The sequence below is a fragment of the Klebsiella sp. C349492 genome, from assembly GCF_042055345.1.
In the GTDB taxonomy this organism is placed as follows: Bacteria; Pseudomonadota; Gammaproteobacteria; order Enterobacterales; family Enterobacteriaceae; genus Klebsiella; species Klebsiella scottii.
Genome location: NZ_JANQCE010000008.1, coordinates 168,947 through 186,943 on the forward strand (window position 1 = coordinate 168,947; position 17,997 = coordinate 186,943).

The following is a 17,997-nucleotide window of genomic DNA, read 5'->3' on the forward strand; positions in this document are numbered from 1 at the left end:
GGCTATACTCAGGCCTGGTTTGACTTGATGAGAGCACGGCGTGACTCAGCCACGAGAAGGTTTCTTACTGACCCGTCACTGGCGGGATACCCCGCAGGGCACGGAGCTGACCTTTTGGCTGGCGACCGACGACGGCCCCCTTCAGGTCACCCTGCCGCCGCAGGAGTCCGTGGCATTTATCCCCGAAGCGCAGCGTGCCCAGGCTGAACGCCTGCTGCAGGGCGAAAACGGCCTGCGCCTCGCCCCCCTCAGCCTAAAAGACTTTCACCGCCAGCCGGTTTTTGGCCTTTACTGCCGCGCCCATCGCCAGCTGATGCGCCTCGAAAAGAAGCTGCGCGAACAGGGCGTTACCGTCTACGAAGGCGATATCCGCCCGCCGGAGCGCTATCTGATGGAGCGCTTTATTACCGCGCCGGTTTGGGTCGAGGGCGAAAAACGAGGAGCGCAGCTGCTCAACGCCCGCATGAAGGCCAGCCCGCACTACCGGCCGCCGCTGAAATGGGTATCGCTGGATATCGAAACCAGCCGCCACGGCGAGCTGTACTGCATCGGCCTGGAAGGCTGCGGCCAGCGGGTCGTCTACATGCTCGGGCCAGAGCCGGCGGCCTCTCCCGCCGTCGATTTTCAGCTGGAGTACGTCGCCAGCCGCCCGCAGCTGCTGGAAAAGCTCAACGCCTGGTTTGCCGCCCACGACCCGGACATCCTGATCGGCTGGAACGTGGTGCAGTTCGACCTGCGCGTGCTGCAAAAACACGCCGAGCGCTACCGTATTCCGCTGCTGCTCGGCCGCGGCAACAGCGAGCTGGAGTGGCGCGAGCACGGTTTTAAAAATGGCGTATTCTTCGCCCAGGCCAGCGGGCGGCTGATTATCGACGGCATTGAGGCGCTGAAATCCGCGTTCTGGAGCTTCCCCTCTTTTTCACTTGAGGCGGTAGCGCGCGAGCTGCTGGGTGAAGGCAAAGCCATCGATAATCCCTGGGATCGGATGGACGAAATCGACCGCCGCTTCAGCGAGGATAAGCCGGCGCTGGCAACCTACAATTTGCAGGACTGCGAGCTGGTCACGCGCATCTTCCAGAAAACGGAGATCGTGCCGTTTCTGCTGGAACGCGCCACGGTTAACGGCCTGCCCGCCGACCGCCACGGCGGGTCGGTGGCCGCCTTCAGCCACCTCTATTTTCCACGCATGCACCGGCTGGGCTACGTTGCGCCAAACCTCGGCGAAGTTCCGCCGCAGGCCAGCCCCGGCGGCTACGTGATGGACTCCCGCCCCGGCCTGTACGATTCGGTGCTGGTGCTGGACTACAAAAGCCTGTATCCCTCGATTATTCGCACCTTCCTGATCGACCCGGTGGGGCTCGTCGAAGGCGGCGCCCTGCCCGATGACGAGCACAGCACCGAAGGCTTTCTCGGCGCGCGCTTCTCCCGCGAGAAGCACTGTCTGCCGGGTATCGTCGGCCAGATTTGGCACGGCCGCGACGACGCCAAGCGGCATAAAAACAAGCCGCTGTCTCAGGCGTTGAAGATCATTATGAACGCCTTTTATGGCGTGCTCGGCACCAGCGCCTGCCGCTTTTTCGACCCGCGGCTGGCCTCGTCAATCACCATGCGCGGCCACGCCATCATGCGCCAGACCAAAGCGCTGATTGAGTCTCAGGGCTATGACGTTATCTATGGCGACACCGATTCCACCTTTGTCTGGCTCAGGCGCGCCCATGATGAACAAGAGGCGGCGAAAATCGGCCGTTCGCTGGTGGCCTATGTCAACGACTGGTGGGCCGCCGAGCTGGGGAAAGCGCGCCTTACCAGCACCCTGGAGCTGGAGTTTGAAACCCACTTCTGCCGCTTTTTAATGCCGACCATCCGCGGGGCCGATACCGGCAGCAAAAAGCGCTACGCCGGAATGATTCAGGAGGCGCAGGAGCAGAGAATGGTCTTTAAAGGGCTGGAGACGGTGCGAACCGACTGGACGCCGCTGGCCCAGCAGTTTCAGCAGGAGCTGTACCTGCGCATTTTCCGCAACCAGCCCTATCGTGACTACGTCCTGGAGACGATTCGTCAGCTGATGAACGGCGAGCTCGACGATCGGCTGATCTACCGTAAGCGGCTGCGCCGACCGCTGGCGGAATATCAGCGCAACGTTCCGCCGCACGTCCGCGCGGCAAGGCTTGCCGACGAGCACAACGTCAGGCTGGGCAGGCCGCAGCAGTACCAGCAGCGCGGCAGCATCAAATATGTCTGGACCACCGGCGGGCCGGAGCCGGTCGATTATCAGCAGTCGCCGCTCGATTACGAGCACTATTTGTCGAAACAATTACAGCCGGTCGCGGAAGGAATACTTCCCTTTGTCGACGATGATTTTGCTACAATAGTGACAGGGCAGCTGGGGCTATTTTGACAGGTGACTATCACCGCAGCATCCAGTACCATAGCGCCCTTTCCACTCCTGGACCCAATTTTGATCTCTCTCCAGCCTATTCGGAGATGATCAACTATTGCCTGCAATTTAAGAACTAAAGAGCCGAACACATATGCCTTTTACACTTGGTCAACGCTGGATTAGCGACACAGAGAGCGAACTGGGATTAGGGACGGTAGTAGCGCTGGATGCGCGCATGGTTACCCTTCTTTTCCCCGCCATCGGTGAAAATCGTCTGTACGCACGCAACGACTCCCCGATCACCCGCGTGATGTTTAATCCGGGCGACACCATCACCAGCCACGAAGGCTGGCAGCTCCAGGTTGACGAAGTTAATGAAGAAAACGGCCTGCTGGCCTATACCGGGACCCGTCTGGATACCGAGGAAGCCAACGTTGTTCTGCGTGAAGTGCTGCTCGACAGCAAGCTGGTTTTCAGCAAGCCGCAGGACCGCCTGTTCGCCGGGCAGATCGACCGTATGGACCGCTTTGCGCTGCGCTACCGCGCGCGTAAATATCAGAGCGAGCAGTACCGGATGCCGTGGAGCGGCCTGCGCGGCCAGCGTACCAGCCTGATCCCGCACCAGCTGCACATCGCCCACGACGTTGGCCGTCGCCACGCCCCGCGCGTGCTGCTGGCGGATGAGGTCGGGCTCGGTAAAACCATCGAAGCCGGGATGATCCTGCATCAGCAGCTGCTGGCCGGCGCCGCCGAGCGCGTGCTGATCGTCGTTCCGGAAACCCTGCAGCACCAGTGGCTGGTCGAAATGCTGCGCCGCTTCAACCTGCGCTTCTCGCTGTTTGACGACGAGCGCTACGCCGAAGCGCAGCACGACGCTTATAATCCGTTTGAAACCGAGCAGTTGGTGATCTGCTCCCTGGATTTTGTGCGCCGCAGCAAGCAGCGCCTTGAGCACCTGTGTGACGCCGAATGGGATCTGATGATCGTCGATGAGGCGCACCATCTGGTGTGGAGCGAAGATGCGCCGAGCCGTGAATACCAGGCCATTGAACAGCTGGCCGAACGCGTGCCGGGGATCCTGCTGCTGACCGCCACGCCGGAGCAGCTGGGGATGGAGAGCCATTTCGCCCGTCTGCGCCTGCTGGACCCAAACCGTTTCCACGACTTCGCCCAGTTCGTTGAAGAGCAGCAGAACTACCGCCCGGTGGCCGACGCCGTCGCCCTGCTGCTGGCAGGCAACAGGCTGAGCGATGCCGATCTGAATATGCTCGGCGAGCTGATCGGCGAGCAGGATATCGAGCCGCTGCTGCAGACCGCCAACAGCGATCGCGACGGGGCGCAGTCCGCGCGCCAGGAGCTGGTCTCCATGCTCATGGACCGCCACGGCACCAGCCGCGTTCTGTTCCGTAACACCCGTAACGGCGTGAAAGGCTTCCCGAAACGCGAACTGCACACCATTCGCCTGCCGCTGCCGATGCAGTACCAGACGGCCATCAAGGTCTCCGGCATTATGGGCGCGCGTAAAACCGCCGAAGAGCGCGCTCGCGACATGCTCTATCCGGAGCAGATCTATCAGGAGTTTGAAGGCGATAGCGGAACCTGGTGGAACTTCGACCCGCGCGTCGAGTGGCTGATGGGCCACCTGACCAGCCACCGTTCGCAGAAGGTGCTGGTGATCTGCGCGAAAGCCGCCACCGCGCTGCAGCTGGAACAGGTGCTGCGCGAGCGTGAAGGCATTCGCGCCGCGGTCTTCCACGAAGGGATGTCGATCATCGAACGCGACCGCGCCGCCGCGTGGTTTGCCGAAGAGGACACCGGCGCACAGGTGCTGCTGTGTTCTGAAATCGGCTCCGAAGGCCGTAACTTCCAGTTCGCCAGCAACCTGGTGATGTTCGATCTGCCGTTCAACCCGGACCTGCTGGAGCAGCGTATTGGCCGTCTGGACCGTATCGGCCAGGCGCACGATATTCAGATCCACGTACCGTATCTGGAAAAAACCGCCCAGTCGGTGCTGGTCCGCTGGTATCACGAAGGCCTTGATGCCTTCGAGCACACCTGCCCGACCGGCCGCACCGTTTACGACAGCGTCCATGATGAGCTGATTAACTATCTTGCCGCGCCGGAGACGACCGACGGCTTCGACGCGCTGATTAAATCCTGCCGCCAGCAGCACGACGCGCTGAAAGCGCAGCTGGAGCAGGGCCGCGACCGCCTGCTGGAGATTCACTCCAACGGCGGCGAAGGGGCGCAGGCGCTCGCCGAAAGCATTGAAGAACAGGATGACGATACCAGCCTGATCGCCTTTGCCATGAACCTGTTTGATATCGTCGGTATCAACCAGGACGATCGCGGCGAGAACCTGATTGTGCTGACTCCGTCCGATCATATGCTGGTTCCGGACTTCCCGGGCCTGCCGGAAGACGGCTGCACCATCACCTTTGAGCGCGACGTCGCGCTCTCCCGCGAAGACGCGCAGTTCGTCACCTGGGAGCATCCGCTGATTATCAACGGCCTGGACCTGATCCTTTCCGGCGATACCGGCAGCAGCACTATCTCGCTGCTGAAGAACAAGGCGCTGCCGGTCGGGACGCTGCTGCTCGAACTGATTTACGTCGTCGAAGCGCAGGCGCCGAAGCAGCTGCAGCTTAATCGCTTCCTGCCGGCCACCCCGGTACGCATGCTGCTGGATAAGAACGGCAATAACCTCGCCGGCCAGGTGGAGTTCGAGAGCTTCAACCGCCAGCTGAGCGCCGTTAACCGCCATACCGGCAGCAAGCTGGTCAACGCGGTGCAGCAGGACGTTCACGCGATCCTGCAGCTCGGCGAAGCGCAGGTCGCGAAGGCCGCTCAGGCGCTGATCGCAGCGGCGCGCGATGAGGCTAACGACAAGCTGTCGGCGGAGCTGTCGCGTCTGGAAGCCCTTAAAGCGGTTAACCCGAACATCCGCGATGACGAACTGTCGGCAATTGAGAGCAACCGTCAGCAGGTGATGGATGCGCTGGCCCAGGCCGGCTGGCGTCTTGATGCGCTGCGTTTAATCGTCGTCACTCACCAGTAACGGAACGCGAATATGGCGATGGAAAACTACAATCCGCCGCAGGACCCCTGGCTGGTTATCCTCTATCAGGATGAGCACATTATGGTGGTCAACAAGCCGAGCGGCCTGTTGTCCGTGCCGGGGCGGCTGGAGGATCATAAAGACAGCGTGATGACGCGCGTGCAGCGCGACTTTCCGCAGGCCGAGTCGGTTCACCGGCTGGATATGGCCACCAGCGGCGTGATTGTGGTGGCGCTGACCAAAGCGGCAGAGCGCGAGCTGAAGCGTCAGTTTCGCGAGCGTGAGCCGAAGAAGCAGTACGTCGCCCGCGTGTGGGGTCACCCGCAGAAAGCAGAAGGCCTGGTGGATTTGCCGCTGATTTGCGACTGGCCGAACCGGCCAAAGCAGAAGGTGTGCTACGAAACCGGCAAGGCGGCGCAAACCGAGTATGAGGTGCTGGAGTACGCGGATGATAACAGCGCCCGCGTGCGCCTGAAGCCGATTACCGGGCGTTCGCACCAGCTGCGCGTGCATATGCTGGCCCTCGGCCACCCGATTCTCGGCGACCGCTTTTATGCGACGCCGGAAGCGCTGGCTATGGCCCCGCGCCTGCTGCTGCACGCGGAGATGCTGACCATCACCCATCCCGCTTTCGGCAACGCAATGACCTTCCGCGCGCCGGTCGACTTCTGACCGCTGATTCCCCGGGCTATGGCGTAAGCGCCTTACCCGGGCTACCCCGCCCCTCCGCTAAGCGCGGCGAGAGCGGGGTTCCTCACGCTATCATCCGTTAGTCGCGGGCAAACCAGGCGTCAATCATCTGCTCTACGTGAGCGGCCGACTGCTGCGGGTGGCGATCGTTGCTCTCGGCAGCGGACGGGCGGCTCTGCAGGCCGTCCGCCGGGCAAATCACTTCGATATTCCATAAACGCCCCAGCGGATGGGATTGCGTCAGCTCCGTGCAAAGCGCGTTAATTTCACTGGCAGAGTGCTCAACGCACCACAGCGCTTCCGGCCCGGTTGGCAGCCACTGCACCTGGCGGTCCAGCGTTTGCCAGCGGTGTTTCCACAGCAGCTGATCGAAAGCCTGCAGCGCCACGCCCATCATATTGCGATAGCGGATGCTGTCTTTCTCCGCGCCCGGCGTCACCAGGGTGAGCGAAATAACCGGCTGCTGATAATGGGTTAACAACTCGCTCTGACGAGCTTCACGCTGCGCTTTCACCGCCAGCTGGGTTTCTACGCTGGCGCCCGCACGGGCGGGAGTATCCACGGACATTAATTCCTCTCCTTCACTGAATAAAATAACGGCGGCAGGGCTGCCGTCGCGATAACGGATTTCGCTGCTGATTGTATCGCTAAATGAACAGAATTTAGGATACAGGACAAAGAAATTTTCTTCGTCCTGTGGAGGGAAATAGCAGTTTTTCCTGTTAGCACAGAACTAAATCACGCCATAAAGTGACTCAGAAACAGCAGGCCCAGAGAGACATTGATCGCTCCACCGATGCGGGTGGCGATTTGGGCGAACGGCATCAGGTTCATTCGGTTGCCGGAGGTCAGAATCGCCACATCGCCGGTTCCTCCCTGGCCGCTCTGGCAGCAGGAGACGATCGCCACATCGATCGGATGCATACCAATTTTTTTACCGACAAAGAACCCGGTCGCCACCAGCGCGGAGACGGTGCTGATAATCACCAGCAGATTAGTGATAGTAAAGGCGTTAACCAGCTCCTGCCACGGCGTAATGGCGACGCCAACGGCGAACAAAATCGGATAGGTCACCGCCGTGCGGAAGAACTTATACACCACCTGAGAGCCCTCCTGCAGGCGCGGCGATACGCCGTTAGCCAGCTTCAGCAGCACCGCCAGGAACAGCATCCCCACCGGCGCCGGCAGGCCAATCATCTTTTGGCCCAGCATCCCCAGCATATACAGCAGCACCGCCAGCAGCGCCCCGGACGCCAGCGTCGCCACGTCCGTTTTGCCGCCGAAGCTTTCGTCACCGGCGGTTTCACGATGCGTTTCATTGCTGCGGTTCGGCATCAGCTGGCCTTCGCCAGTCAGATGCGGGAAGCGCTTGCCCAGCTGGTTCAGGCTGCCGGAGATGACAATCGCCGTCAGGCTGCCCAGCATAACCATCGGCAGGACGCGGCCTAACGCGACGCCCTGATCCATATGCAGCAGCGCGGCATAGCCAATCGACAGCGGTATCGCCCCTTCCCCTACGCCGCCGGCCATAATCGGCAGGACGATAAAGAAAAATACCTGGAACGGCTCCAGGCCTAATGCCGTCCCGACGCCAACGCCGACCAGCATGCCGACAATTTCACCGCACACCATCGGGAAGAAAATGCGCAGGAATCCCTGAATCAGCGTGGTGCGGTTCATGCTCATTATGCTGCCGACGATAATGCAGCAGATGTAGAGATAGAGAATATTGGTCGACTTGTAGAATTTGGTGGTGGATTCAACCACCACGTCCGGCAGCAGGCCGTAATGGACCAGCGCCGAGGGAATAAAGGTCGCACAGATCGCCGCCGCGCCTAGCTTGCCGAGCACCGGCAGGCGCTTGCCAAACTCGCCGCAGGCAAAGCCAAAAAACGCCAGCGTCGCCACCATCACCACAATGTCGCTCGGCAGCTTGCCGCCCAGACAGTCAAGGGCAATTAAGCCGCCGGCCAGCAGGAACAGAGGCAGCGGGATAATCCCGACTTTTCGGTTATCCATAACGTGCCACCAGCGCTGTTTCAGCGTGGCCTTTGGGGTGTCGATGGGGTCGAGGGTCGCAGAGAATGCATTGTCTGTGGTGCTCATAGGTTTAGCCCTTTAGTTATTATTCATCTTCAGACTAGGGGGGAATAAGCCGACTTAATGTGAGGATCGCCAGATTAAAAATGAAGTTTTAATGGGCACTATGGTTTTTATGGTTTCTATTCCCGGCGTGATATATCTCTGATTTATTAGCGTGGTTTTTATGGTTTTTTGTCGCAAGCGCTATAGATCATTTATAAATAGGCTTCGCGGATCGATCCTGTTCCCTGACCCCGGCGTAAGCGGCCGCTCGTTTCTTACCCGCCTTACTGAGACTCCGTACAAGGCCTATGAAAGTTTCCTTTCAATTTAAGCTGTTTATTTCCCTGGTGGCGTTTTTCTCGATCCTGTTTGCCCTGCTGGGCGTTTATTACTATTTCGATGCCAGCCATCAGCTTTATCAGGAGATGAGCACCCGCGCCAAAATACAGGCCGAAGAGATCGCCCTGATGCCCAATTTACGTCAGCAGGTTGCCCGCAAGGACCCGCAGGCGATCAAAACCTTTATGCAGGAAATAGCCGCCCGCAGCGACGCCAGCTTTATCGTTGTTGGCGACGCGCGGGGCGTGCATCTGTTCCACTCCGTGCACCCGGAATGGGTCGGTACCCGGCTGGTTGGCGGCGATAATCAGGCGGTGCTGGAAGGGCAAACCATTACCACTATCCGCAAAGGCGGGCTCGGGATTTCGCTGCGCAGCAAGGCGCCGGTGCGTAACGAGGCGGGCCAGGTGGTGGGCATCGTTTCCGTCGGCTATCTGACCAGCTACCTCGACAGCATCACGCTGCAAAAAGTCATCAATATCTTCGTCGCCGCCGTGCTGCTGCTGGTTGCGCTGTTTATCTTCTCCTGGTACTTCACCCGCAGCATCAAAAAGCAGATATTCTCCCTGGAGCCGCGGGAAATCGGCCTGCTGGTGCGCCAGCAAAAGGCGATGATGGAATCGATTTATGAAGGGGTCATCGTTATCGATCATACCCGCCGCATCAAGGTCATTAACCGCGCGGCCCGCAGCCTGCTCGGCCTTAGCCAGCCCGCGTACCGGCTGCGCGGGCAGTCCATTGATAGCGTCATCGTTCCGCAGCCGTTTTTCGCCAGCGGCGAGATGCTGGAAAGCGACACTCACGATGAGCTATGCCGCTTCAACCAGCTCACCGTCCTCGCCAGCCGGGTGCGCATCATGCTGGAGAATTCGCTGCAGGGCTGGGTGATCACCTTCCGCGATCGCGATGAAATCAACTCCCTTAGCGCCCAGCTCAGCCAGGTGAAACGCTATGTGGATAACCTGCGCATCATGCGCCATGAGCAGCTCAACCGCATGACCACGCTTTCCGGCCTGCTGCACATGGGCCACTACGACGAGGCCATTCGCTATATTCAGGCGCAGTCGGAGCATGCCCAGGAGCTGCTGGACTTTATTTCATCCCGCTTTAGCTCGCCGACGCTCTGCGGCCTGCTGCTGGGCAAGGCCGCCCGGGCGCGCGAGAAAGGCGTCGAGCTGAGCTTCGATCCCGCCTGCCACATCGACCGCCCGCTGCCGTCATTAATCGAATCGGAGCTTATCTCTATCATCGGCAATCTGCTGGATAACGCCATTGAGGCCACCCAGCGCGCCGAATTGCCGCACGAGCCGGTTGAAGTGCTGATCCAGCTCAACGCCCGGGAGCTGATGATTGAAGTGGCCGATCGCGGCGTCGGTATTCGCCCGGAGATCCGCGATCGAATCTTTGAACGCGGCGTCACCACTAAAACCCGTGGCGATCACGGCATCGGCCTGTATCTTATTGAACATTATGTCACTCAGGCTGGCGGCACCATCGAGGTCGCCGATAACTCGCCGCGCGGGGCCATCTTTACGCTATTTATTCCCGCCGACGGTCCGGCCCACCCGCCACAAGGGGCAAACTATGCATCATGACCTGGTCGATGTGCTGATCGTCGAAGATGAGAGCGAGCTGGCGCGGCTGCACGCCGAGCTGATTCAAAAACACCCGCGCATGCGGCTGGCGGGAATGGCCGCCTCGCTCACCCAGGCGCGGCAGATGCTCAACGCCAGCCCGCCGCAGCTGGTGCTGCTCGACAACTATTTACCCGACGGAAAGGGGGTGACGCTGATCACCGACCCGCTGCTGGCGAGCGCCAACTGTTCGGTTATTTTTATTACCGCCGCCAGCGATATGGAAACCTGCAGCCTGGCCATTCGCAACGGGGCCTTCGACTACATCCTTAAGCCGGTCTCCTGGAAACGGTTGAGCCAGTCTCTCGAGCGCTTCGTTCAGTTTTACGACCAGCAGCGGGAGTGGAAGATTGTCGATCAGCAAAACGTTGATTCGCTATATCAGCTGCAGGCGAAAAACTATCGCGCCGATAGCGGCAGTAAAGGGATTGAGGAAAAAACGCTGGCGCTGGTGCAGAACCTGTTTACCGGGCGGGAAGAACACTGCTTTTCGGTCGATGAGGTGGTGAACGACGCCGGCCTGAGTAAAACGACCGCCCGCCGCTATCTGGAGCACTGCGTGGAAACGGGCTTTCTGGAAGTGGAAATGCTGTACGGTAAAATTGGCCATCCGCGGCGGATGTACCGCCGCGCCAGGAGCCCGTCCTGATGCCTCTCCCCGGCGGGAGAGGCCGGCAAATCAGAAACCACGCTGCTCTTTGACCAGCTCCCAGGCCTTCTGAATATCCTGAGCCTTCTGCTTCGCCATCTCCATCATTTCCGGCGGCAGGCCCTTCGCCACCAGCTTATCCGGATGGTGCTCGCTCATCAGCTTGCGGTAGGCGCGCTTGACGGTCGCCGCGTCATCGGTCGGCTTCACGCCCAGCACGTTGCAGGCGTCCTCAAGGGTCGGCCCGCGCTGCGCCTGCTGCCAGCCGGCCTGGCCGCGGCCCTGGTTCCCGGAGTGCTGCTGCGAACCGCCGCCGAACTGAGCTCCGCCCTGCATCATCCGCAGGAACTGTTCAAACTGGGCGCGGGAGATCCCCAGCTCGTCGGCAATGACGAACAGAACCTCGCGTTCATTAGGGTGCAATTCGCCGTCGGCGAAGGCCGCCTGCAGCTGAATTTCCAGAAACATCCGAATCAAATCAAAGCGGCCGAAACAGACGCTGCGCAGCTGACGCATTTTCTCGCGCAGCGGATAATCATCTGATTTCCCTACGCGAAAGGCCTGCTGTGCCGCCGTACGCGACTCGCCATGCAAATTCATGCGATCCATCAGGATGCTGGCGACATGAATATCGGCTTCGGTAACGCGACCTTTGGATTTGGTCAGATGGCCCATCACCTCGAAGGTGGTGGAAAAGAACAGCGACTGCCGCTCCTGCTGGTTAGCAAAAACGTTAATCCGCCGACGGCGCGCGCGATCGAATATATGACCGACCAGTAAGCCCAGCACCACGCCCCAGAAACCCGCGCCCATCATCAGCGCAACCGCAACCCCAATTATTTTTCCCAAATACTGCATAGACTCCCCAATCTTTATGCCGCCAGTTAAGCTATATATGACCGCACGTTACAAAGCACTGACGCTTCGGTCAATTGTGGGACATAGCCTATAATTTGCTTTATCATACTCGTCATTCTACACGGTGCCTAACGCTCGGGATTGAAACGGGCAGGATTAACACTAGCGCGATGAAGATGAGTACGTTAGGCTCTGACCGTTTGCAAGCCGCTGCCACAAGATGACGGAACAACAAATACAACGTATGAAAAAACGTATTCCCAGCCTCCTGGCCACCATGATCGCCAGCGCCTTGTATAGCCAACAGGGCATCGCCGCCGATCTCGCCACGCAGTGTATGCTTGGCGTGCCAAGCTATAATCGTCCCCTCGTTGAAGGTAAAACTAACGAGCTGCCGGTGACGATCGATGCCGATCATGCGAAGGGCAACTATCCGGATAATGCCACATTCACCGGTAACGTCGATATTAATCAGGGGAATAGCCGTCTTCAGGCGGATGAGGTTCAGCTTCATCAGCAGCAGGCAGCGGGCCAGCCTCAACCCGTGCGCACGGTCGATGCGCTGGGCAACGTTCACTATGACGATAATCAGGTCATCCTGAAAGGCCCGAAAGGCTGGTCAAACCTGAACACCAAAGATACCAATATCTGGGAAGGTGATTACCAGATGGTCGGCCGTCAGGGCCGCGGCAAGGCCGATCTGATGAAACAGCGCGGTGAAAACCGCTACACCATTCTGGAAAACGGCAGCTTTACCTCCTGTCTGCCGGGTTCTGACACCTGGAGCGTCGTCGGAAGCGAAGTGATTCACGACCGCGAAGAGCAGGTTGCGGAAATCTGGAACGCGCGCTTTAAGCTCGGCTCAGTGCCTATTTTCTACAGTCCTTACCTGCAGCTGCCGGTAGGCGATAAGCGTCGTTCCGGCTTCCTGATCCCTAACGCCAAATACAGCACGAAAAATGGCGTGGAGTTCTCTCTTCCTTACTACTGGAATATCGCGCCTAACTTCGACGCCACCCTGACGCCGCACTATATGAGCAAGCGCGGCGGCGTGATGTGGGAAAACGAATTCCGCTATCTGACCAAAGCCGGCGCGGGGCTGTTCGAGTTTGACTACCTGCCGTCCGATAAGGTCTACCAGGACGATCACTCCAGCGACAGCAACAGCCGCCGCTGGCTGTTCTACTGGAACCACTCCGGGGTCATCGACCAGGTATGGCGCCTTAACGCCGACTATACCAAGGTCAGCGATCCGGACTACTTTAACGATTTCAGCTCTAAATACGGTTCCAGTACCGACGGTTACGCCACGCAGAAATTCAGCGCCGGCTACGTAAACCAGAACTTCGACGCCACCGTGTCGACCAAACAGTTCCAGGTCTTTAACCGCGATTCGAGCAACTCCTATGCCGCTCAGCCGCAGCTGGACGTTAACTACTACCAGAACGATGTCGGTCCGTTTGATACCCATCTGTACGGGCAGGCGGTGCACTTCGTCAATACCAACGGCAACATGCCGGAAGCGACCCGCGTCCACTTCGAGCCGACGATCAATCTGCCGCTGTCTAACGGCTGGGGCAGCATCAATACCGAAACCAAGCTGCTGGCGACCCACTACCAGCAGAGCAACCTCGACGACTACAACGCGGCTAACAATGCGGACTACAAAGAGTCCGTCAACCGCGTGATGCCGCAGTTCAAAATCGACGGCAAAATGGTCTTCGAGCGCGATATGCAGGAGAGCTTTACCCAGACTCTGGAACCGCGCGTGCAGTATCTGTACATCCCGTATCGCGACCAGAGCCATATCGGTTCTTACGACTCCACCCTGCTGCAATCGGACTACAGCGGCCTGTTCCGCGACCGCTCCTACAGCGGCCTGGACCGTATTGCATCCGCAAACCAGGTTACCACCGGCGTCACGTCTCGCGTATATGATGCAGCTGCCGTTGAACGTTTTAATATTTCCGTTGGTCAAATCTATTATTTCACCGAGTCACGTACCGGTGATGACAACATCAACTGGGAGAATAACGACACAAGGGGTTCACTGGTATGGGCCGGAGATACTTACTGGCGCATCGCCGATGACTGGGGTTTACGCGGGGGAATTCAGTACGATACGCGTCTGGATAACGTCGCAACCGGTAACGGCACCGTTGAATACCGTCGCGACGAAAACCGCTTAATCCAACTTAACTATCGTTATGCCAGCCCGGAATACATTCAGGCAACGCTGCCTTCGTATTCAACCGCTGAGCAGTACAAAAACGGTATTTCTCAGGTGGGTATGACCGCCAGCTGGCCGGTTGTCGATCGCTGGTCCGTTGTCGGCGCATACTACTTTGATACCAATACCAAAAAGAGCGCCAACCAGATGTTAGGGGTCCAGTATAACTCCTGCTGCTACGCTATTCGCCTCGGCTATGAACGCAAGATCAACGGCTGGGATAACAACGGCAACGGCGAGAGCAAATACGACAATACCTTTGGCATCAACATTGAGCTACGCGGCCTGAGCTCCAACTACGGTCTCGGCACCCAGCAGATGCTGCGTTCGAACATTCTACCGTACCAGAACTCCCTGTGATGTGGCTGGTTTAAAACGTAATCCGCATTTGCGGTTAATTGAAATGGAAAAAGTATGAAGAACTGGAAAACGCTGCTTCTCGGTATCGCCATGATCGCGAATACCAGTTTCGCTGCCCCACAGGTTGTCGATAAAGTAGCGGCTGTCGTCAATAATGGCGTTGTTCTTGAAAGCGACGTCAATGGCCTGATGCAATCGGTTAAGCTTAACGCCGGCCAGGCCGGTCAGCAGCTGCCGGATGATGCCACCTTACGTCATCAGATCCTCGAAAGACTGATTATGGACCAGATTGTTTTGCAGATGGGCCAGAAGATGGGCGTGAAAATCTCTGACGACCAGGTCGATCAGGCGATTGCCAACATCGCGAAGCAGAACAATATGAGCATGGATCAGATGCGTAGCCGTCTGGCCTATGATGGTCTGAACTACGCCACCTACCGCAATCAGATCCGCAAAGAGATGCTGATTTCAGAAGTGCGTAATAACGAAGTGCGCCGTCGCATTACCGTGCTGCCGCAGGAAGTTGAATCTCTGGCGAAACAGATTGGCGATCAGAACGATGCCAGCACCGAGCTAAACCTGAGCCACATCCTGATTCCGCTGCCGGAAAACCCAACCTCCGACCAGGTTGCCGCCGCGCAGGATCAGGCGAACGCTATCGTTGAGCAGGCCCGCAGCGGTGCCGACTTCGGCAAGCTGGCTATCAGCTACTCTGCCGACCAGCAGGCGCTGAAAGGCGGCCAGATGGGCTGGGGTCGTATTCAGGAGCTGCCGGGGATCTTCGCCCAGGCGCTGAGTACCGCGAAGAAAGGCGACATCGTCGGCCCGATCCGTTCTGGCGTAGGCTTCCATATCCTGAAAATCAACGATATGCGCGGCGAAAGCAAGAATATCTCCGTTACCGAAGTCCACGCCCGCCACATTCTGCTGAAGTCGTCGCCAATCATGAACGATGCCCAGGCGAAGGCCAAGCTGGAGCAAATTGCAGCCGATATTAAGAGCGGAAAAACCACCTTCGCTAAAGCAGCGAAAGAGTTTTCTGAAGATCCCGGCTCAGCTAACCAGGGCGGCGATTTAGGTTGGGCAACCACCGATATCTTCGATCCGGCGTTCCGCGATGCGCTGATGCACATGAGTAAAGGCCAGACCAGCGCTCCGGTGCACTCCTCCTTCGGCTGGCACCTGATTGAGCTGCTGGACACCCGCCAGGTTGACAGAACCGACGCGGCGCAGAAAGATCGCGCCTACCGGATGCTGATGAACCGTAAGTTCTCGGAAGAAGCGGCGACCTGGATGCAGGAACAGCGCGCCAGCGCTTACGTCAAAGTTCTGAGTAACTAATTTACCGCCCGATACGCCAGCCGTTCCACGCGTATCGGGCGGCAAGCGCATAGCGCCCCCAGGCTGACCGATGAGCCGCCGGGGCGATGCCGCTGACCGTAACGTTGCCTGCGACGGCCCAAAACGGGCGAAGCTCATGGATGAACCGCTAACGGCGTAGCCAACCAGGAAATAGCCTGAAGGATGAAGCGTATGAATCGTGTTGTCATCACTCCCGGGGAACCTGCCGGGATTGGCCCTGACCTCGTCGCGCAGCTTGCGCAGAGAGACTGGCCGGTTGAACTGGTGGTTTGCGCCGATGGCGCACTGTTATCTGACCGAGCCCAACGGCTCGGTCTTCCTTTATTGCTTCAGCCCTACGATCCGTCCCGCCCCGCCGCCCCGCAGCGCGCCGGCACCCTGACCCTGCTTCCCGTCACGCTAAACGCCCCGGTAACGCCCGGCGTGCTGGACGTGCGCAACGGCAGCTACGTGGTGGAAACCCTGGCGCGCGCCTGCGACGGCTGCCTGAACGGCGAGTTTGCGGCATTAATCACCGGGCCGGTCCATAAAGGCAATATCAACGACGCCGGGATCGCCTTCACCGGGCATACCGAATTCTTCGAAGAGCGCTCGCAGGCCAGTAAAGTGGTGATGATGCTGGCCACGGAAGAGCTTCGCGTCGCGCTGGCGACCACCCATCTGCCGCTGAAAGCGATCAGTGACGCCATTACCCCCGACCTGCTGCGTGAAGTCATCACCATCCTTGACCACGATCTGCGGCACAAGTTTGGTATTGCCCACCCGCATGTGCTGGTGTGCGGTCTGAACCCGCACGCGGGAGAAGGCGGCCATATGGGTACGGAAGAGATCGATACCATCATTCCGGTGCTGGAAGAGATGCGCGCTCGGGGGATGAATCTCAGCGGGCCGCTGCCTGCTGATACCCTTTTTCAGCCCAAATATCTCGACCATGCCGACGCGGTGCTCGCGATGTACCACGATCAGGGCCTTCCCGTGCTAAAATACCAGGGCTTCGGCCGTGGCGTGAACATTACGCTCGGTTTACCTTTTATTCGAACCTCCGTTGACCACGGTACCGCGCTAGAACTGGCGGGCCTGGGGAAAGCGGATGTCGGCAGTTTTATCACGGCGCTTAATCTCGCCATTAAAATGATTGTTAATACGCAATGAATAATCGAGTCCATCAGGGCCACTTAGCCCGTAAACGCTTCGGGCAAAACTTTCTCAACGATCGATTCGTGATCGACAGTATTGTCTCAGCCATTAACCCACAGAAAGGTCAGGCGATTGTCGAAATCGGCCCGGGCCTGGCAGCGCTGACCGAACCGGTTGGTGAACGTCTGGACGAGCTCACCGTTATCGAGCTGGACCGCGACCTGGCCGCCCGCCTGAAAACGCACCCGTTCTTAGGGCCAAAGCTGACCATTTATCAGCAGGATGCCATGACCATGAACTTCGGCGAGCTGTCGCAGAACATGGGTCAGCCGCTGCGCGTGTTCGGCAACCTGCCTTACAACATCTCCACGCCGCTGATGTTCCATCTGTTCAGCTATACTGATGCCATTGCCGACATGCACTTTATGCTGCAAAAAGAGGTCGTCAATCGCCTGGTTGCCGGTCCGAACAGTAAGGCGTATGGTCGACTGAGCGTGATGGCGCAATATTACTGCCAGATCATTCCGGTGCTTGAAGTCCCGCCGACCGCCTTTACGCCGCCGCCTAAAGTCGATTCCGCCGTGGTTCGCCTGGTGCCCTATCGCACGCTGCCGCATCCGGTCAAAGAGGTTCGCGTACTGAGCCGAATCACCACAGAAGCGTTCAACCAGCGCCGGAAAACGATTCGCAATAGCCTCGGCAATCTGTTCAGCGTTGAAGTGCTGACCGAGCTGGGCATCGACCCGGCGAAACGCGCAGAGAATATTTCCGTGGCGCAGTATTGTCAGCTAGCTAACTGGTTAACTGAAAACTCGCCCACCAAGGAGAGCTAACCATGATCAATTCGCCCCGAGTTTGTGTACAGGTACAGAGCGTCTATATCGAATCGCAGTCTTCTCCGGAAAACGATCGTTACGTCTTCGCTTATACCGTCACCATCCGCAATCTGGGGCGGAGTCAGGTTCAGCTTCTTGGCCGCTACTGGCTTATCACCAACGGTCACGGTCGTGAGACTGAGGTTCAGGGTGAAGGGGTTGTCGGCGAGCAGCCGCATATTCCCGCTGGCGGGGAGTTTCAATACACCAGCGGCGCGGTTATTGAAACGCCGCTGGGCACCATGCAGGGACATTACGCCATGATCGACGTGAACGGTGCGCCGTTCTCCGTCGACATCCCTGTTTTCCGTCTCGCAGTACCAACGCTCATTCACTAAAA

At 58.6% G+C, this 17,997-nt stretch carries 13 protein-coding genes; 10 read left to right on the plus strand and 3 right to left on the minus strand.

Going from position 1 to position 17,997, the window contains the following annotated elements:
- Nucleotides 1-40 precede the first annotated feature (40 nt).
- The 3 genes from polB (at nt 41) to rluA (ending at nt 6,110) form a co-directional block, all read left to right on the plus strand.
- A complete protein-coding gene (gene polB / locus NWP14_RS24385) occupies nt 41-2,398 on the plus strand; it encodes a DNA polymerase II (protein WP_375216128.1) in 2,358 nt (785 codons plus the stop codon).
- A 133-nt stretch (nt 2,399-2,531) separates the two neighbouring features.
- On the plus strand, nt 2,532-5,438 hold the full coding sequence (gene rapA, locus NWP14_RS24390) for an RNA polymerase-associated protein RapA (protein WP_095103813.1): 2,907 nt from the start codon (nt 2,532-2,534) through the stop codon (nt 5,436-5,438).
- Nucleotides 5,439-5,450: 12 nt separating this feature from the next.
- Nucleotides 5,451-6,110 carry a bifunctional tRNA pseudouridine(32) synthase/23S rRNA pseudouridine(746) synthase RluA gene (gene rluA / locus NWP14_RS24395; RefSeq protein ID WP_331834548.1) on the plus strand — a complete coding sequence of 220 codons (660 nt, stop codon included), beginning with the start codon at nt 5,451-5,453 and terminating at the stop codon, nt 6,108-6,110.
- A 97-nt stretch (nt 6,111-6,207) separates the two neighbouring features.
- Here rluA and NWP14_RS24400 read toward each other — a convergent pair whose 3' ends face one another.
- Nucleotides 6,208-6,696 (minus strand): citrate lyase holo-[acyl-carrier protein] synthase, encoded by a 489-nt coding sequence (locus NWP14_RS24400; protein ID WP_095103817.1) that lies wholly within the window; start codon nt 6,694-6,696, stop codon nt 6,208-6,210.
- A 170-nt stretch (nt 6,697-6,866) separates the two neighbouring features.
- Entirely contained in the window at nt 6,867-8,234 is a 1,368-nt protein-coding gene (locus tag NWP14_RS24405; protein WP_095103819.1) for a 2-hydroxycarboxylate transporter family protein, read from the minus strand.
- Between the two features lie 287 nt (nt 8,235-8,521).
- On the opposite strand from NWP14_RS24405, the gene NWP14_RS24410 reads away from it, so the two are divergent.
- Both NWP14_RS24410 and NWP14_RS24415 read left to right on the plus strand, forming a co-directional pair.
- Nucleotides 8,522-10,147 (plus strand): sensor histidine kinase, encoded by a 1,626-nt coding sequence (locus NWP14_RS24410; protein WP_331834546.1) that lies wholly within the window; start codon nt 8,522-8,524, stop codon nt 10,145-10,147.
- Nucleotides 10,137-10,835, plus strand: coding sequence for a response regulator (locus NWP14_RS24415; RefSeq protein ID WP_095103823.1), 699 nt, complete (start codon nt 10,137-10,139; stop codon nt 10,833-10,835). Before NWP14_RS24410 ends, NWP14_RS24415 begins: the two co-directional genes overlap by 11 nt.
- A gap of 30 nt (nt 10,836-10,865) precedes the next feature.
- Here NWP14_RS24415 and djlA read toward each other — a convergent pair whose 3' ends face one another.
- The gene (djlA, locus tag NWP14_RS24420; protein WP_331834545.1) at nt 10,866-11,693 is read right to left on the minus strand and encodes a co-chaperone DjlA; all 828 of its coding nucleotides are present in this window, start codon (nt 11,691-11,693) and stop codon (nt 10,866-10,868) included.
- Between the two features lie 244 nt (nt 11,694-11,937).
- Here djlA and lptD point away from each other — a divergent pair, with 244 nt between their 5' ends.
- The 5 genes from lptD (at nt 11,938) to apaG (ending at nt 17,995) form a co-directional block, all read left to right on the plus strand.
- Nucleotides 11,938-14,283 (plus strand): LPS assembly protein LptD, encoded by a 2,346-nt coding sequence (gene lptD / locus NWP14_RS24425; RefSeq protein WP_375216129.1) that lies wholly within the window; start codon nt 11,938-11,940, stop codon nt 14,281-14,283.
- A gap of 54 nt (nt 14,284-14,337) precedes the next feature.
- Nucleotides 14,338-15,624, plus strand: a complete 1,287-nt coding sequence (gene surA, locus NWP14_RS24430; protein WP_095103829.1) for a peptidylprolyl isomerase SurA — start codon at nt 14,338-14,340, stop codon at nt 15,622-15,624.
- Nucleotides 15,625-15,807: 183 nt separating this feature from the next.
- Nucleotides 15,808-16,797, plus strand: a complete 990-nt coding sequence (gene pdxA, locus NWP14_RS24435; protein WP_375216130.1) for a 4-hydroxythreonine-4-phosphate dehydrogenase PdxA — start codon at nt 15,808-15,810, stop codon at nt 16,795-16,797.
- The gene (rsmA, locus tag NWP14_RS24440; RefSeq protein ID WP_041144011.1) at nt 16,794-17,615 is read left to right on the plus strand and encodes a 16S rRNA (adenine(1518)-N(6)/adenine(1519)-N(6))-dimethyltransferase RsmA; all 822 of its coding nucleotides are present in this window, start codon (nt 16,794-16,796) and stop codon (nt 17,613-17,615) included. Before pdxA ends, rsmA begins: the two co-directional genes overlap by 4 nt.
- A gap of 2 nt (nt 17,616-17,617) precedes the next feature.
- On the plus strand, nt 17,618-17,995 hold the full coding sequence (gene apaG, locus NWP14_RS24445; protein ID WP_041144010.1) for a Co2+/Mg2+ efflux protein ApaG: 378 nt from the start codon (nt 17,618-17,620) through the stop codon (nt 17,993-17,995).
- Nucleotides 17,996-17,997: the final 2 nt, after the last annotated feature.

Bases quoted from the DNA above. Each gene is read 5' to 3' on its own strand.
- rapA (WP_095103813.1), top strand. From the start codon at position 2,532: ATGCCTTTTACACTTGGTCAACGCTGGATTAGCGACACAGAGAGCGAA.
- rluA (WP_331834548.1), top strand. From the start codon at position 5,451: ATGGCGATGGAAAACTACAATCCGCCGCAGGACCCCTGGCTGGTTATC.
- NWP14_RS24400 (WP_095103817.1), bottom strand. From the start codon at position 6,696: ATGTCCGTGGATACTCCCGCCCGTGCGGGCGCCAGCGTAGAAACCCAG.
- NWP14_RS24405 (WP_095103819.1), bottom strand. From the start codon at position 8,234: ATGAGCACCACAGACAATGCATTCTCTGCGACCCTCGACCCCATCGAC.
- NWP14_RS24410 (WP_331834546.1), top strand. From the start codon at position 8,522: ATGAAAGTTTCCTTTCAATTTAAGCTGTTTATTTCCCTGGTGGCGTTT.
- NWP14_RS24415 (WP_095103823.1), top strand. From the start codon at position 10,137: ATGCATCATGACCTGGTCGATGTGCTGATCGTCGAAGATGAGAGCGAG.
- djlA (WP_331834545.1), bottom strand. From the start codon at position 11,693: ATGCAGTATTTGGGAAAAATAATTGGGGTTGCGGTTGCGCTGATGATG.
- lptD (WP_375216129.1), top strand. From the start codon at position 11,938: ATGAAAAAACGTATTCCCAGCCTCCTGGCCACCATGATCGCCAGCGCC.
- surA (WP_095103829.1), top strand. From the start codon at position 14,338: ATGAAGAACTGGAAAACGCTGCTTCTCGGTATCGCCATGATCGCGAAT.
- pdxA (WP_375216130.1), top strand. From the start codon at position 15,808: ATGAAGCGTATGAATCGTGTTGTCATCACTCCCGGGGAACCTGCCGGG.
- rsmA (WP_041144011.1), top strand. From the start codon at position 16,794: ATGAATAATCGAGTCCATCAGGGCCACTTAGCCCGTAAACGCTTCGGG.
- apaG (WP_041144010.1), top strand. From the start codon at position 17,618: ATGATCAATTCGCCCCGAGTTTGTGTACAGGTACAGAGCGTCTATATC.